13 protein-coding genes and 3 pseudogenes are annotated in these 13528 nt (G+C 66.3%); 6 read left to right on the top strand and 10 right to left on the bottom strand.

Annotated features, from left to right (window positions below; all coding sequences use genetic code 11):
• Positions 1 to 103: 103 nt before the first annotated feature.
• The 5 genes and pseudogenes from gatB to NW75_RS25915 all read right to left on the bottom strand — a co-directional run bounded on the left by gatB (position 104) and on the right by NW75_RS25915 (position 5295).
• Positions 104 to 1576: an Asp-tRNA(Asn)/Glu-tRNA(Gln) amidotransferase subunit GatB gene (gene gatB, locus NW75_RS04935; protein ID WP_033964108.1), complete on the bottom strand. Its 1473-nt coding sequence runs from the start codon at positions 1574 to 1576 to the stop codon at positions 104 to 106.
• A 154-nt stretch (positions 1577 to 1730) separates the two neighbouring features.
• Positions 1731 to 3215, bottom strand: a pseudogene (gene gatA, locus NW75_RS04940) (Asp-tRNA(Asn)/Glu-tRNA(Gln) amidotransferase subunit GatA).
• Entirely contained in the window at positions 3215 to 3517 is a 303-nt protein-coding gene (gatC, locus tag NW75_RS04945) for an Asp-tRNA(Asn)/Glu-tRNA(Gln) amidotransferase subunit GatC (RefSeq protein ID WP_010403225.1), read from the bottom strand. Before gatC ends, gatA begins: the two are co-directional and overlap by 1 nt.
• Positions 3518 to 3554: 37 nt before the next feature.
• On the bottom strand, positions 3555 to 5048 hold the full coding sequence (locus tag NW75_RS04950) for a DUF4153 domain-containing protein (protein ID WP_052192220.1): 1494 nt from the start codon (positions 5046 to 5048) through the stop codon (positions 3555 to 3557).
• Positions 5029 to 5295: a hypothetical protein gene (locus NW75_RS25915; RefSeq protein WP_231564959.1), complete on the bottom strand. Its 267-nt coding sequence runs from the start codon at positions 5293 to 5295 to the stop codon at positions 5029 to 5031. The genes NW75_RS04950 and NW75_RS25915 overlap by 20 nt, the downstream gene beginning before the upstream one ends.
• Between NW75_RS25915 and NW75_RS24950 the strand changes: the two genes are divergently transcribed.
• The 3 genes from NW75_RS24950 (at position 5288) to ruvX (ending at position 7162) form a co-directional block, all read left to right on the top strand.
• The gene (locus tag NW75_RS24950; protein ID WP_197057714.1) at positions 5288 to 5470 is read left to right on the top strand and encodes a hypothetical protein; all 183 of its coding nucleotides are present in this window, start codon (positions 5288 to 5290) and stop codon (positions 5468 to 5470) included. The genes NW75_RS25915 and NW75_RS24950 overlap by 8 nt on opposite strands.
• Before the next feature lie 8 nt (positions 5471 to 5478).
• Complete coding sequence (locus tag NW75_RS04955) at positions 5479 to 6582, top strand: DUF3089 domain-containing protein (protein WP_033964109.1); 1104 nt, start codon at positions 5479 to 5481, stop codon at positions 6580 to 6582.
• A 115-nt stretch (positions 6583 to 6697) separates the two neighbouring features.
• A complete protein-coding gene (ruvX, locus tag NW75_RS04960; protein WP_033964111.1) occupies positions 6698 to 7162 on the top strand; it encodes a Holliday junction resolvase RuvX in 465 nt (154 codons plus the stop codon).
• Here the strand turns inward: ruvX and NW75_RS04965 are convergent.
• Entirely contained in the window at positions 7159 to 7572 is a 414-nt protein-coding gene (locus tag NW75_RS04965) for a hemerythrin domain-containing protein (RefSeq protein WP_171010478.1), read from the bottom strand. The genes ruvX and NW75_RS04965 overlap by 4 nt on opposite strands.
• 148 nt (positions 7573 to 7720) lie before the next feature.
• Between NW75_RS04965 and NW75_RS04970 the strand changes: the two genes are divergently transcribed.
• Both NW75_RS04970 and NW75_RS04975 read left to right on the top strand, forming a co-directional pair.
• Positions 7721 to 8707, top strand: coding sequence for an aspartate carbamoyltransferase catalytic subunit (locus tag NW75_RS04970; protein ID WP_033964114.1), 987 nt, complete (start codon positions 7721 to 7723; stop codon positions 8705 to 8707).
• A pseudogene (locus tag NW75_RS04975) lies at positions 8704 to 9937 on the top strand (dihydroorotase). The gene NW75_RS04970 and the pseudogene NW75_RS04975 overlap by 4 nt, the downstream one beginning before the upstream one ends.
• 3 nt (positions 9938 to 9940) lie before the next feature.
• Here the strand turns inward: NW75_RS04975 and NW75_RS04980 are convergent.
• From NW75_RS04980 to NW75_RS04990, 4 genes and pseudogenes are all read right to left on the bottom strand, one after another.
• Positions 9941 to 10966 (bottom strand): SPOR domain-containing protein, encoded by a 1026-nt coding sequence (locus tag NW75_RS04980; protein WP_231564960.1) that lies wholly within the window; start codon positions 10964 to 10966, stop codon positions 9941 to 9943.
• Positions 10927 to 11286, bottom strand: coding sequence for a tetratricopeptide repeat protein (locus tag NW75_RS25920; RefSeq protein WP_231564961.1), 360 nt, complete (start codon positions 11284 to 11286; stop codon positions 10927 to 10929). Before NW75_RS25920 ends, NW75_RS04980 begins: the two co-directional genes overlap by 40 nt.
• A 22-nt stretch (positions 11287 to 11308) precedes the next feature.
• Positions 11309 to 11859 (bottom strand): annotated as a pseudogene (locus NW75_RS04985) (hypothetical protein).
• Position 11860: 1 nt separating this feature from the next.
• Positions 11861 to 12577 carry a ParA family protein gene (locus tag NW75_RS04990; protein ID WP_010403240.1) on the bottom strand — a complete coding sequence of 239 codons (717 nt, stop codon included), beginning with the start codon at positions 12575 to 12577 and terminating at the stop codon, positions 11861 to 11863.
• A gap of 172 nt (positions 12578 to 12749) precedes the next feature.
• On the opposite strand from NW75_RS04990, the gene NW75_RS04995 reads away from it, so the two are divergent.
• Positions 12750 to 13508: a tetratricopeptide repeat protein gene (locus tag NW75_RS04995; protein ID WP_231564962.1), complete on the top strand. Its 759-nt coding sequence runs from the start codon at positions 12750 to 12752 to the stop codon at positions 13506 to 13508.
• The last annotated feature ends 20 nt before the right edge of the window (positions 13509 to 13528 follow it).

Consider the following 13528-nt stretch of genomic DNA (forward strand, 5'->3'; position numbering starts at 1 on the left):
TCGCCCCCGAGTCCGATATGACGAGCTTAAGCGCCGGAAGCGCGCCGGATCAACCCACTATTCGATGCCGCACCGCAACGAAAATGCAATAAACCCTGAGATTCTATCCCAGCATCTTCTTCAGCACTTCATTCACCACGCCCGGATTAGCCTTTCCGCCCATCGCCTTCATCGTCTGGCCGACGAAGAAGCCGAACAATTTGTCCTTGCCGCCGCGATAATCGGCAACCTTGTCTTCGTTAGCCGCCATCACTTCGGCGATGACACGTTCGATTTCGCCGGTGTCGCTGGTCTGCTTGAGTCCATGTTCTTCAACCACCGCCGCCGCGCCCTGCCCGGTTTCGAGCATGATCTCGAACACCTGCTTGGCGAGCGTGCTCGACAGCGTGCCATCGGCGATCAGGCCGAGCAGTTCCGCCGCCTGGGTCGGACTGACCGGCGCGTTTTCAATATCCTTGCCGGTGCGGTTGAGCGCACCGAACAGTTCCGACGTCGTCCAGTTCGCCGCCGCCACCGGTGCCGCACCGCAATCGAGCAGCGCATCGAACCAGCGCGCCGCCTCGACCTCCGCCGTCAGCACTGCGGCTGCATAAGGCGTAATGCCAAGCGCTTCATAGCGCCGCCGCTTGGTGTCGGGCAGTTCGGGCAGCGACGCACGACATTCGGCGAGGAACGCCTCGTCGAGCTCAAGCGGCAACAGATCGGGGTCGGGGAAATAGCGGTAATCGTGCGCATCTTCCTTCGACCGCATCGAGCGCGTCTCGTTGCGATCGGGGTCGTACAGCCGCGTTTCCTGGACGATGCGCCCGCCATCCTCCAGCACCTCGACCTGGCGGCGCGCTTCCTGCTCGACCACCGCCATCACGAAGCGCACCGAATTGACGTTCTTGGTCTCGGTCCGCGTGCCCAGCGGCTCGCCCGGCTTGCGCACGCTGACATTGACGTCGGCGCGCATCGAGCCTTCTTCCATATTGCCGTCGCACGATCCGACATAGCGCAGAATCGATCGCAACTTTCGCAGATAAGCCCCTGCTTCTGCAGGAGACGTCATGTCCGGCTTCGACACGATTTCCATCAGCGCCACGCCCGAGCGGTTGAGATCGACATAGGAGCGGGTCGGATGCTGATCGTGCATCAATTTGCCGGCATCCTGCTCGACATGGATGCGCTCGACGCCGATGCGCTTGCCGTGCGCGTCGGGGTTCTTTTCGTCCAGGCTGATGTCGATCGCGCCCTCGCCCACCAGCGGGTGGTAGAGCTGACTGATCTGATAGCCCTGCGGCAAATCGGCATAGAAATAGTTCTTGCGGTCGAACCGCGACCAGCGGTTGATCTGCGCCTCGATCGCCATGCCGGTGCGCACCGCCTGGCGGATGCATTCGCGGTTGGGCACGGGCAGCATCCCCGGCATCGCCGCATCGACCAGCGACACTTGCGTGTTGGGCTCCGCGCCAAACGCCGTCGCCGCGCCCGAGAAGAGCTTGGCATTGGTGGTGATCTGCGCATGGACTTCGAGGCCGACCACGACCTCCCAGTCGCCGGTTTCGCCGCGGATGGTGTATTTAGTATCGGTCATTATTTTAGCCCTTCGGCTTCGCGACGGAGTGCGTCGCGCTGGCGCTGGCGGTCTCGAGGTGATTGGCGGATGCTTTTCGAACGCGAACTTTGTCGCACAGGCGCGGCAAACTCGATCAGCCGCCCGACAAACTCTGCGACGACATCCGAGACGCTCACCACCAACGCTCCGCCCGCGCGGTGAAGCCCGCGCGTTGCTCGATCGCGAGGCCGGCGTTGAGCACGCTCTGCTCATCCAGCGCCTTGCCGATGATCTGAAGCCCGAGCGGCAGCCCCTGCCCGTCCAGCCCGCCGGGCACGCTCATCGCCGGCAAACCGGCGAGCGACGACGGCACGGTGAACACGTCGTTCAAATACATCGCGATCGGATCGGCCGACTTTTCGCCCAGCGCGAATGCCGCCGAGGGCGCAGTCGGGGTCAGCAGCACGTCACACGTGGCCCAGGCCTGCTCGAAATCGCGCGCGATCAGCGTGCGGACCTTCGAAGCCTGTGTGAAGTACGCATCGTAAAACCCTGCCGACAATACATAGGTGCCGATCATGATCCGACGTTTCACTTCGTCACCGAAGCCCGCGGCGCGGGTCGCGGCATACATGTCCTGCAAGCCTGCCCCCTCGGGCAGATCGCGCAGGCCGTAGCGCACGCCGTCATAGCGCGCGAGGTTGGACGAGGCTTCGGCCGGCGCGATGATGTAATAAGCCGGCAGCGCATATTTGGTGTGCGGCAGCGAGACTTCGACGATCTCCGCGCCCGCATCCTTCAGCCACTCAATGCCCTGCTGCCACAGCGCCTCGATCTCGGGCGGCATGGTATCGACGCGATATTCCTTGGGAATACCGACGCGCTTGCCCTTGAGATCGCCCGACAATCCGGCTTCCCAGTTGGGCACCGGCAAATCGAGCGAAGTCGCGTCCTTGGCATCGAATCCGGCCATCGCCTCGAGCATGATCGCGCAGTCGCGCACATCGCGCGCCATTGGTCCGGCCTGATCGAGCGAGGAGGCGAAAGCGATCGTCCCCCAGCGCGAGCAGCGGCCATAGGTCGCTTGATGCCCGAAATGCCGGTAAAGGCGGCGGGCTGGCGGATCGATCCGCCGGTATCGGTGCCGGTCGCCGCCGGGCAAAGCCGCGCCGCGATCGCCGAGGAAGACCCGCCCGAAGACCCACCGGGTGCGAGCGGCGCGGTATCGCCATTGTTGCGCCGCCACGGCGAGATCACGTTGCCGAACGCGCTGGTCTCGTTCGACGATCCCATTGCGAACTGGTCGAGGTTGAGCTTGCCCAACATCCCGGCGCCTGCCTTCCACAAATTGGCCGAGACCGTCGATTCATAAGGCGGGGTGAACCCCTCCAGAATGCGGCTGGCGGCGGTGGTCGGCACGCCGTTGGTGCAGAACAGATCCTTCATGCCGATCGGCACGCCCGCCAGCGGCTTCAGCGTTTCGCCAGCGGCACGTGCGGCATCGGCGGCGTCGGCAGCGGCGAGCGCATGATCGGGGGGTTTCGACGAGGAAGGCGTTGAGCGCCGTGGCGGCAGAGACGTTGGCGATGAAGCCCTCGGCCACTTCGCGTGCCGAAAAGCTGCCGTCGCGCACGCCGTCACGAATGGCGGCAACGCCGAGATCGGTAAGGTCGGTCATTATTCGATCACCTTGGGCACGGTGAAGAAACCGTGTTCGGCCTGGGGCGCATTGGCGAGCACGGCGTCACGAATACCGCCGCCGGTCAGCGGATCGGCATTCACGACATCGTCGCGCAGGCGCAGATGGTTGGGGATGACCGCAGTCATCGGTTGAACACCGGTGCAATCCACCTCGCCCAATTGCTCGATCCATCCCATGATGTTGTCGAGCTCGGGCGCGATGCGCGCGGCGTCTTCCTCGGTAATGGCGATACGGGCAAGACTCGCGATCTTGCGGACGGTGGCGATGTCGACTGGCATGGATCGCGGCTAGCAGAGCGCCCAAGCCTTACGCAACCTATTCGAACGGATCGCCGACCGGAACGCCCCCGACAAAGACGCGACGCGCGGGCACCGAACGAATCTCGACCTTGCCCGCCGCGTCCCCCGCTTTCAGCGCGGCGCGCTCGACGGGCGTGAGAGGGCGCTGGGTGTTTTCATCGATGCGCTGCCATGTATCGCCGGTCAGCCGATAGCGCGATACCCCACAGCCTGATGGAACCGTCGCCATGAACATCGCGCCGTTCTCTTCCTTTACCTTCGGCTCCCGTGCCAGATCGTCGATGCAGCTTTGCTTTATCGACACCGCCTCGGTGGCAGCGGGACGATAAAGCAAGGTGCAGCGATCCTCGCGACCCGCACCGCACCCCTGCCAATCGGTGAGCTTGGTCCGCAAGGCCAGCGGCACCGGCACCGGCACCGGCAGCACGCGCAACCGCTTCACCAGCAGATCCGCCTCGGTTTGCGTGCGGTCGATCGCCGCGACGTCCCAGCGATTGGCTTTGCCCGAAACCCCCTTGGCGCGCGCCGCGATCACCGCATTCTTCGATCCCGCCAGCCGCTTCAGCGCCGCTTTGCCGGGATCACCGAAATCGAACGCCAGCGCCGCCCAGTCGAACTTTTCAGGCGCGGTCTTGCCGGATTCGAGCCGCGCAACCTGATCGGCGGTCGACAGCGCATTGAAGCTCAGCAGCGGCGTCGCCAGCACCAGCCCGACACCCGCGACGACGAACGCCAGCCGCAAGTTGCTCGGCCGTACCCACGCACCCCAGCGCATCCGCCCGCGCGCCAGTGCAACGATATAGGCAACACCATAAGCCGTCGCCAAGGCGACGAACACCACCGCCCACAACCGATCGGGCGTCAGGCCATATTGGTCGATCCGCAGCCCCGTCGCGATCGCCGCTATCACCGCCAGCGGCAGCACCGCGAGCGCCAGCACCATCGCGCCCGGGCGCAGCACCGGATTGCGCAATTCCTCCTGCTCGCCATTGCCGATCACCGCATTGGCGAGGATCAGCGCGCCGATGACGCAACTCAGCAGGATCGGCGTGGTTGATTTGGTCGCCTCCCACAGCGCATTCAGCCCGGTGAACGGCAAGGCGAGGAGAAACACCAGCAACCCCAGCCCCAGCACGGGCGCCAGCACCGCCAGCACCGAGGTCACCACGCGCTGCAACAGCCGCAGCACCCCGTCGCGCTCGCGCAGCAGCCCCAGCGACGCCCCGAAACTCGCGCCGAACAGCAGCGCATTGAACCAACTATGCTGCAACAGATCGCGCAGGAAATGCAGTCCGATCAGATCGAACAGCGATGACAATAGCCACGCGAGCCCGAACACGACGCCGGTGAACAGCCAGCACGCGCACCACAAGACGACATTGGTCCAGGCATTGCCGTGGACATCGGCATAGGGAAATCGCCACGCCGCCTCGTTCCGCGCGGTCTGGAACAAGGGCACCGCGATCGCGATCGACAGGAACAGGCTGGCGCTATGCCAGTCCCGCCACATCCCCCCAGCCGCCGCCATTCCAGTAGAACACCAGCCCGGCAACAGCACCGACCACCAGCCCGAACAGCACCGCCCAAGGCGCGCGTTGCCGCTCCAGCGCGAAGCCGAAGCTCGCAGCGCCCGTGCCAACCGCCGTCGCCAGCGCGATTCGCCAGTTTTCGGGATCGATCGCGGGATAGCGAACCGGCTCGCCGCGATCGAGCAATTGCTGCACCACCAGCGCGGCCAGCGCGCCGACGATGGCCAAGATCAGCGGCCGCAACCGCCATCCCGCATCCGCTTCGAAATCGCCCGATCGGTCCATCGCCATGCTCCCCAACAGTCAGGTGGGACCGAACGCCAGCGCCAAGGCGATTGCAAGCGCCGTCGTCCTGCTGCACGGAAATCGCATGACCAGTGCATCGCTCCTCCAGAAAGGCTGACCCCGCGCGTGGCACGCAAATTCCTTTATGCCTTTGCGGTCCTGATCGTGCTCGTGATCGCGGCCGGCTTTGCCTATGCGCTCTGGGGCATCGATCTCATAAAATTGGCGATGGTGCCGCGCGCCGCCTTCGTCGCGCTGCCGCCAGAGCCCGCCGCTGCCTATGGCCGCGCCGACATGTGGCTCGCGCGACCCGACAAGCCCGGCAATCCCGCTTTGTGGACCCCCGCAGGCTACACCCCAGGCAAGGACCAAAAGGCGGCGGTGTTCTTCATCCACCCGACTTCCTACCTCAACCGTGCGCAGTGGAATGCGCCGCTGGACGATGCCGAGGCCAATGCCCGCGCCGAACTGTTCCTGCGCGCGCAGGCCAGCGCGTTCAACGCCAGCGGCCAGATCTGGGCACCGCGCTATCGCCAGGCGACATTCGGCGCATTCCTGACGACCCAAGCCGCCGCCAACCAGGCGCTGAACCTCGCTTATGGCGATCTTGCCACCGCCTTCGACGCCTTCCTCGCGCAGGCGGGGACGCGCCCGATCATCCTCGCCGGGCACAGTCAGGGCGCACTCCACCTGCTGCGGCTGCTGCGCGAGAAGGTCGCGGGCAAGCCGCTCGCCCGGCGCATTGTCGCCGCCTATCTCATCGGCTGGCCGGTCTCGCGCACGATCGACGTGCCAGCGCTCGGCCTGCCTGAATGCCGTACCGCCGATCAGGCCGGATGCCTGCTATCGTGGCAAAGCTTCGCCGAACCCGCCGATCCCGCGCTGATCCTCGATGCCTATGCCGCCAGCACCGGCACCGACGGCAAACCGCGCCGTGGCACGCCGATGATCTGCACCAACCCGTTGACCGGCACGCCCGATGCCGCCGCGCCTGCCGACGCCAATCTCGGCACGCTGTTCCCCGCCCCCGATCTCGCCAGCGCGACGATCGAGCCCAAACGCGTCCCCGCGCGCTGCGATGCGCGCGGCCTGTTGCTGATCGGCACCCCGCCCGCGCTTGGCGGCTATGTCCTGCCCGGCAACAATTACCACGTTTATGACTACAGCCTGTTCTGGGCGAACGTGCGCGCCGATGCGGCACGGCGGCTGGCGGCGTTCGAAAAGAAATGATGCCGTCCCCCCACCCCGCTCGCCCTGAGCCTGTCGAAGGGCCCGTCTCCGCAAGCGGACCGGTCGCGTGCGGAGAGCTGTGCTTCGACGCGCTCAGCACGAACGGAACCTGCGCATGATCACCACCGACCGCACCGAATTCCGCGCAGCCCTCCCCACCGGTGGCCGCCTGATCGGCCTCGATGTCGGCACCAAGACGATCGGCACCGCTTTGTGCGACGCCGGCTGGAGCTTCGCATCGCCCGCTTTGCTCATCCGCCGCACCAAATTCCAGAAGGACAAAATCGCGCTCGCCGAGCTGATCGCGGCGCAGCAAGTGAAGGGCATCGTCATCGGCCTGCCGCTCAACCTCTCCGACGGCAGCGAAAGCCCGCGCAGCCAATCGAGCCGCGCGTTTGCCCGCAACATGGCGGACCTGGGGCTGCCGATCTTCCTGCAGGACGAACGCTGGTCGACCGTCGCGGTAACGCGCACGCTGATCGAACAGGACGCCAGCCGCGCCAAGCGCGCCGAACTGGTCGACAAGATGGCAGCCGCCTATATTTTGCAAGGCGCGATTGACGCGCTGGTGGCGGTTTAGCGGCTATCCGCCCCGGGCCAGGAGGCTCGTGGAAAGAGGTCGCGCTCTTCGCGCAGGATGCGCCGCCGCAGCAATGTCATGACATCGCGAGTCGCGGCGCGAAACGCCTCCCAATCCTGCTGGATGCGCTCGATCGGCCAAGCTGCATGATAGGCCGCATAGGTGCTTGCGGTGCCGCCAACCTCGGCCAGCACTTGCTCGGCCAGCGAAGCCGTCGCCGGGTTCGCGCGCAAAATCGGATACAGGAGTTGGTCCTCCATCGCGAGGTGCTTGGTCAGCACGCGATTGAGCCGCCAGCGCAGCGACGACAACTCCACGCTCGGGCCATCGCCCCCGACCTCGGCCAGGATACGCTTTGCCAACGCGTCGAGTTCGCGATGCTCGTCGGTCAGAACCGCACGCTTAATCAATACGATCCCCCGCCACAGCATCCAAACCGACGTTACGTCTGCGTATCGTTCCTATCCTAATGAAATATTATCAAACATTATCATTTGCGCGACGGATTGAAAGGCCCACCTTGCCACCGCACGCATGCCCGGCTACCCGGCACTCTCGATGCAGCCCTCCGATCACCGCCCCGCCTCGCTCATCCCCGGGCGTGCCGTGTTCCCGCACCGGCACTTGACCGGAATCGAGGGCTTGCAACCCCATGAGATCGTGTTTTTGCTCGACGAAGCCAATGGCTGGGTCGCCGCGAACCGTACGCGCGCGATCAGCGACAAACGACTCGGCGGGCTGACCCAGATCAACGCCTTTTTCGAGAATTCGACCCGCACGCTGCTGTCGTTCGAAATCGCCGGCAAGCGCCTAGGGGCCGATGTTGTCAACATGCACGCGGCGCAAAGTTCGGTAAAAAAGGGCGAGACGCTGATCGACACCGCGATGACGCTCAACGCGATGCGCGCCGACGTCATCGTCATCCGCCACATGTCCTCGGGCGCGGTGCGGCTGATCGCGGGCAAGGTCGATTGCCCGGTGCTCAATGCCGGCGACGGGCAGCACGAACATCCGACGCAAGCATTGCTCGATGCGCTGACGATCCGGCGGCGGCGCGGATCGATCGCGGGGCAGCGCGTGGTGATTTGCGGCGACGTGCTGCACAGCCGCGTCGCGCGCTCGAATATCCTCGCACTCACTGCGCTGGCCGCCGAAGTGCGCGTGTGTGCGCCGACCACGCTGATGCCCGCCGCGATCGAGCGGATGGGTGTCACGCCCTTTACCGATTTCGACGAAGCGCTGGAGGGTGCCGATGTCGTGATGATGCTGCGCTTGCAGAATGAGCGGATGAATGGCGGCTTCGTCCCTTCCAACCGCGAATATCATTTGCGCTATGGCCTCACCGAAAAGCGGCTCGCACGCGCCAAGCCGGACGCGCTGGTGATGCATCCCGGCCCGATGAACCGCGGCGTCGAAATCGACTCGGTCGTGGCCGACCACGCGCGTTCGGCGATCACCGAACAGGTCGAAATGGGGGTCGCGGTGCGCATGGCCTGTCTGGACGTATTGACGCGGCGGTCGCGCGACGTGGCGGGTTGGGCATGAGCCGGACGCTGGCCCTGCTCAACGCGACGCTCGTCTGCCCGGTGGCGGGCGTGTCTGCGGGTGGCGTGCTGATCGACGGCGATACGATCGTCGCCACCGGCCTGATCGAAGTGCCCGATGGAACAGAGACGATCGACTGTGGTGGCCAGATGCTGGCCCCCGCGATCGTCGATCTTGGCGTGTTCGCAATCGACCTGCCCGCCTTTCACGCCGGTGGGATCGTGCGGGTCGGGTTGATGCCCGATCAGTCGCCCGTGCTCGACGACCCCGGCATCGTGCAGCGCGCCGCGCTGATTGGGCGGCCTGGGCTGTGGATTCACCCGATCGCCGCGGCAACGCGCGGGCTCGCGGGCACCGACCTCGCCGAAATGGCAATCAACCGCGACGCGGGTGCGCGCGCAGTCGGCACCGGTGCAGGCTGGATCGCCGATTCGGGCGTGATGCGCAAAGTGCTGGCTTATGCTGGCGATCTCGGGCTGACCGTCATCACCCATGCCGAAGATGGCGGCGTGACGGCGGGCACGGTGGCGACCGCAGGCGAAACCGCGACGCGCATGGGCCTGCCCGCCGCCCCGGCCATTGCCGAGCCGCTGGCCATCGCCCGCGACGTGATGCTGGCCGAGGAAACCGGCGCTGCGCTGCACATCCGCCAAGTCACGACCGCCGCCGGGTTCGATCTGGTCCGCGCGGCCAAGCGCCGCGGCGTGCGCGTCACCTGCGGCATTACGCCTGCCCATTTCATGCTGTCCGACATCGCGATGACCGATTTCCGTACCTTCGCGCATCTGTCGCCGCCCTTGCGGTCGGAAAGCGACCGGCAAGCGGCGCTGACGGCGCTGGCCGATGGCACGATCGATGTGCTGTGTTCCGGCCACGATCCGCATGGCCCCGAGGAAAAACGCCTGCTTCGCGGATTCCGCATCGGGAATGGCGGGTGCCGAGACCCTGCTCGCCTTGGGATTGGGGCTGGTGCGCGACGGGACCATTACGATGGAGCGGCTGTTCGCCTTGCTCGCCGCCAATCCCGCGCGCGTCCTGGGCGTGGCCACCGGCACGCTCGCCATCGGGGCACCCGCCGACCTGCTCGTGCTCGATCCGCATGCCCCGTGGCAAATCGATGGCAATCGCCTGCATGCCAAGGCCGGGAACACGCCGTTCGACGGGTTGCCGGTTCAGGGCAAGGTGGTGCGGGTGTTCAAGGGCGGCACCGCGCTCCCCCTGCCCGCATAAGGCTTAGCGCGACGCCAGTTCGCGACCCTTGGCCCACATCGCAACTTGGTCGCCAGCGCCTGCGCGCACGAAGCAGCTTCCGCCCGTCGCGCGATAGCCCAGGCACAGCGCCACCGCATCGCCGCGCGCGAAGCCGCCGACCGACAGACGATAGAAGCTCTTGCCCTTGGTCGTGACGCTCATGCCCTGCGGCGTGCGCCCGGCGAAACCGGCAAAGCGGCGCGAGACGCGGCCCCAGGCATCATGCGCCACGCCTGCGGTCTCATAGGCACCAAGCTGGACATAGAAGCTGCCCTTGGCGACGGCGCGCGGTGCCGAAGCGACGGCAACCGCCGCGCGCGGTGCAATCGCGCCACGCTTTGCGCGGGCCTCGGCGACCGACACGGGCAGCGCCTGCACGACTTCCTTGCGTTCGGCGAACACCACACCGGCGATGCTCGGCCCAATGACGGGCTTCGCGTCCGGCTCGGCTGCGGCGACGGCGACCGGTGCGGGCGTGGGTGCTGGCGCGGACGCGGCCTCAACCTTGCCGGGCATGAAGGCATCGACCGGTGCCTCGGCTGCGGCCATTGCGGTCGCTGCGGGACGACCGCCGTTCAAAGCGAGCGCGACCGGCAGGCCGGGATCGACCGCGGGCCGCACCCCAAGCAAGGTCGCGACCTGATCCGACGCCGAAGTCGGGCGCGAGAAGCTCGACCAATCGAGGATGCGTCTGGCGACATCGGCGGGGGCGACGTCCATCGCCACCACCGTCTGCGCCTCGCGCCAGCGCCCGGCAAGGGCCAGGCTCAGCGCGAAGTTCTGGCGGATCTTGGCATCGGCCTCGGGCGCGCGGGCGGCGGGCTCCAGCACTTCGACCGCCGTCGCCGGATCGCCTGCCAGCGCGATTGCGAGGCCGCGATCGGCAACCGGGATCGTCGCTGCATGGGTGTCGAGCGTCTTGCGCGCGCCAGCCCAATCGCCCGTCGCGATCTGTGCGAGCGCCAGGTTCAGCGCGACCTTGCCGTTGCTATCGTCGAGCGACAGCACATCGGCGAAGACATCGCGCGCGAGGCAAAGCGGCCGCCCTTCAGGTAGCTTTGGCCAAGCAACAGGCGATAGGCCGCGACCTGCGGCTGATCGCCAACCGCCGCCTCGGCGTGCCGAATCGCAACGTCGAATTTACCATGTGAGAGCGCGGCTTGCGCAGCCGCAAATTCCACACGCCCTTGCTTTTCCGCACGCGATTGCTCGCGCGCGCTGGCTGCGGCGATCGTCGCGGTGGTGACGGCGGCAAGCGTGCCGCCAGCGAGACAGAGCGCGACCCCCAATGTCAGGGGACCGAAAGTGATGGCGGACCGAGTCTTCATCGTATCTCCCCCTTCAGGGTTGTCAGCGCTTTGCCCGGGTCGGGAGCTGGCGCACCAGATCCTCGACTTCGGGCAGGGATTGCAGGAAGTGGTCGAGCGCTTCGGTCACCAGCGTTTGCGCCGACGCATTATGCAGCGCGCTGGCCAGCCGCAGCCGCAGGTGGCGATCCTGGTCGAGCCGCAGCGTGAAGGCCGATTTCGGGCGGCTCTTGCCGTGCTTCTTCTTGGTTTCGCGTTCGATCCGGCTGGCGGTGGCGACCGATACCGGCTTCATCGCGATCGGGCGTGCGGGTTCGACCGGCTCGGGCGCGGCAAATTCTTCGCGCAGCACCTCGCGCTGGATCAAAACCGAAGGGACCGGGGCCGGCGGGACCGCCGCCACGACCGGCGCGGGCTCCACCACCGGCGGATGATCGCCGCCCATGTCGTTCCAGCCGAGATCATCCTGCGCGCCCGGCATCGTGCCGAACCCGCCAAAGCCTGCGGGCGCATCGCGGGCTTGGCCTGGCCCTTGCGCGCGAGCAGCGTCGAGGACAGCGAAGCGAGCGGTTTTTGTTGGCCGAACATGTTCATGTCAGCTCACCACCCGGCGGCCGAAACCACCCGCTGCAGGGCGCTGCGCCCCGAAACCATTGGCGACATTGGGGGCGGCGAACACGGTGCGCCGGAAATTCTTTTCGAGGCGGTCGGAAATATAGGTCCACAGATCGCGGATTTCCTGCGCCGATTTGCCGTTGCCATCGACCTCCATGACCGTGCGCCCGTCGATCATCGACGCCGCGAAATCGGTGCGGTGGTGGACCGTGATCGGCGCGACGGTGCCGTGCTGCGACAAGGCGACCGCCGCTTCGGAGGTGATCCGCGCCTTGGGTGTCGCGCCATTGACGACGAACAGCAGCGGCTTGCCCGCGCGTTCGCACAGATCGACCGTGGCCCCGACCGCGCGCAGATCGTGCGGGCTCGGGCGTGTGGGGATGACGATCAGCTCGGCCACCGCGATCACGCTCTGGATCGCCATAGTGATGGCGGGTGGCGTGTCGATCATCGCCAGGCGGAAACCCTGCTGGCGCAGCACCTCCAGATCGGCGGCGAGCCGCGCGACCGTGGTCTGCGCAAAGGCCGGAAATTCGCTTTGCCGCTCGTTCCACCAGTCCGACAGCGACCCTTGCGGATCGATATCGATCAGGACGACCGGGCCAGCCCCGGAGAGCTGCGCCTGAACGGCCAGATGCCCGGACAAGGTCGTCTTGCCCGATCCGCCTTTTTGAGATGCCATCGCGAGGACGCGCATGAGCCCCTTTCACTCCCGCTATTCGAGAGCCATGCCTGCCACGCCATCCCTCAAGGAACGGTTAACGGTGGGGGGCCTGCTCCCCCTTTAGGATGAGCGTGGGTAACAAAATCTTTGCCATGATGCGGCTACAGGGCATGATCGGTTGAAGAAACGGGACGGGACCATTGTTATGCGCAACGCGCTAATCCTCGGCATGGCCGGGCTCTTGCTCGCAGGCGGTGCTGTGGCGGCACCCGCCGTTGCGGATGTGCGCGAGGGCGTCGATGCCTGGAGCCGCGGCGAGTATAAGAAAGCCGTCGACCAATGGCGTCCCGCGGCCATTGCGGGCGATGCCGATGCGCAATTCAACCTGGGCCAAGCCTATTCGCTCGGGCGCGGGGTTCCGGTCGACATTCCGATGGCCGAAAGCTGGTTCCGCAAGGCCGCGTTGCAGGGTCATGCCGAGGCGGAAGCGAAATATGGCCTGGTGCTGTTCGACCAGAAAAAGCGCGCCGAAGCGCTGCCGTGGCTCGAAAAGGCGGCGAAGCGCGGCGAGCCGCGTGCACAGCTGGTTTTGGGGACGATGCTGTTCAACGGCGACAGCGTCGCGAAGGACTGGCCGCGTGCCTATGCGCTATTGGTGCGCTCCGCCGCCGCCAGCACGCCGGGCGCTTCCGAAGTGCAGGCGCAAATGGATACGCTGATCCCGACCGAGCAGCGCCAGCAGGGGCTGATGCTGGCCCGCCAATATGAAGCCGAGGCGCAACGCCCGCAGCTTCCACCCGAAATTTCCGGGCGGGGCACCAGCACCGCGATGCGCGCCACCGACTTGCCGCCGTCGCAATATGATCCCAGCGTCGCAACCGGCCCCAGATCGTCGCGCTCGCCCCGCCGCCCGCCGCCAAGCCGACAAAGCCGCGCGTACCGCCCCGTGCCGCCGCAGTGCTGAAGCGGCTCCCGCCCCCGGCG

Origin of the sequence: Sphingomonas sp. Ant H11 (assembly GCF_000797515.1) — a bacterium.
Classification (GTDB): Bacteria; Pseudomonadota; Alphaproteobacteria; order Sphingomonadales; family Sphingomonadaceae; genus Sphingomonas.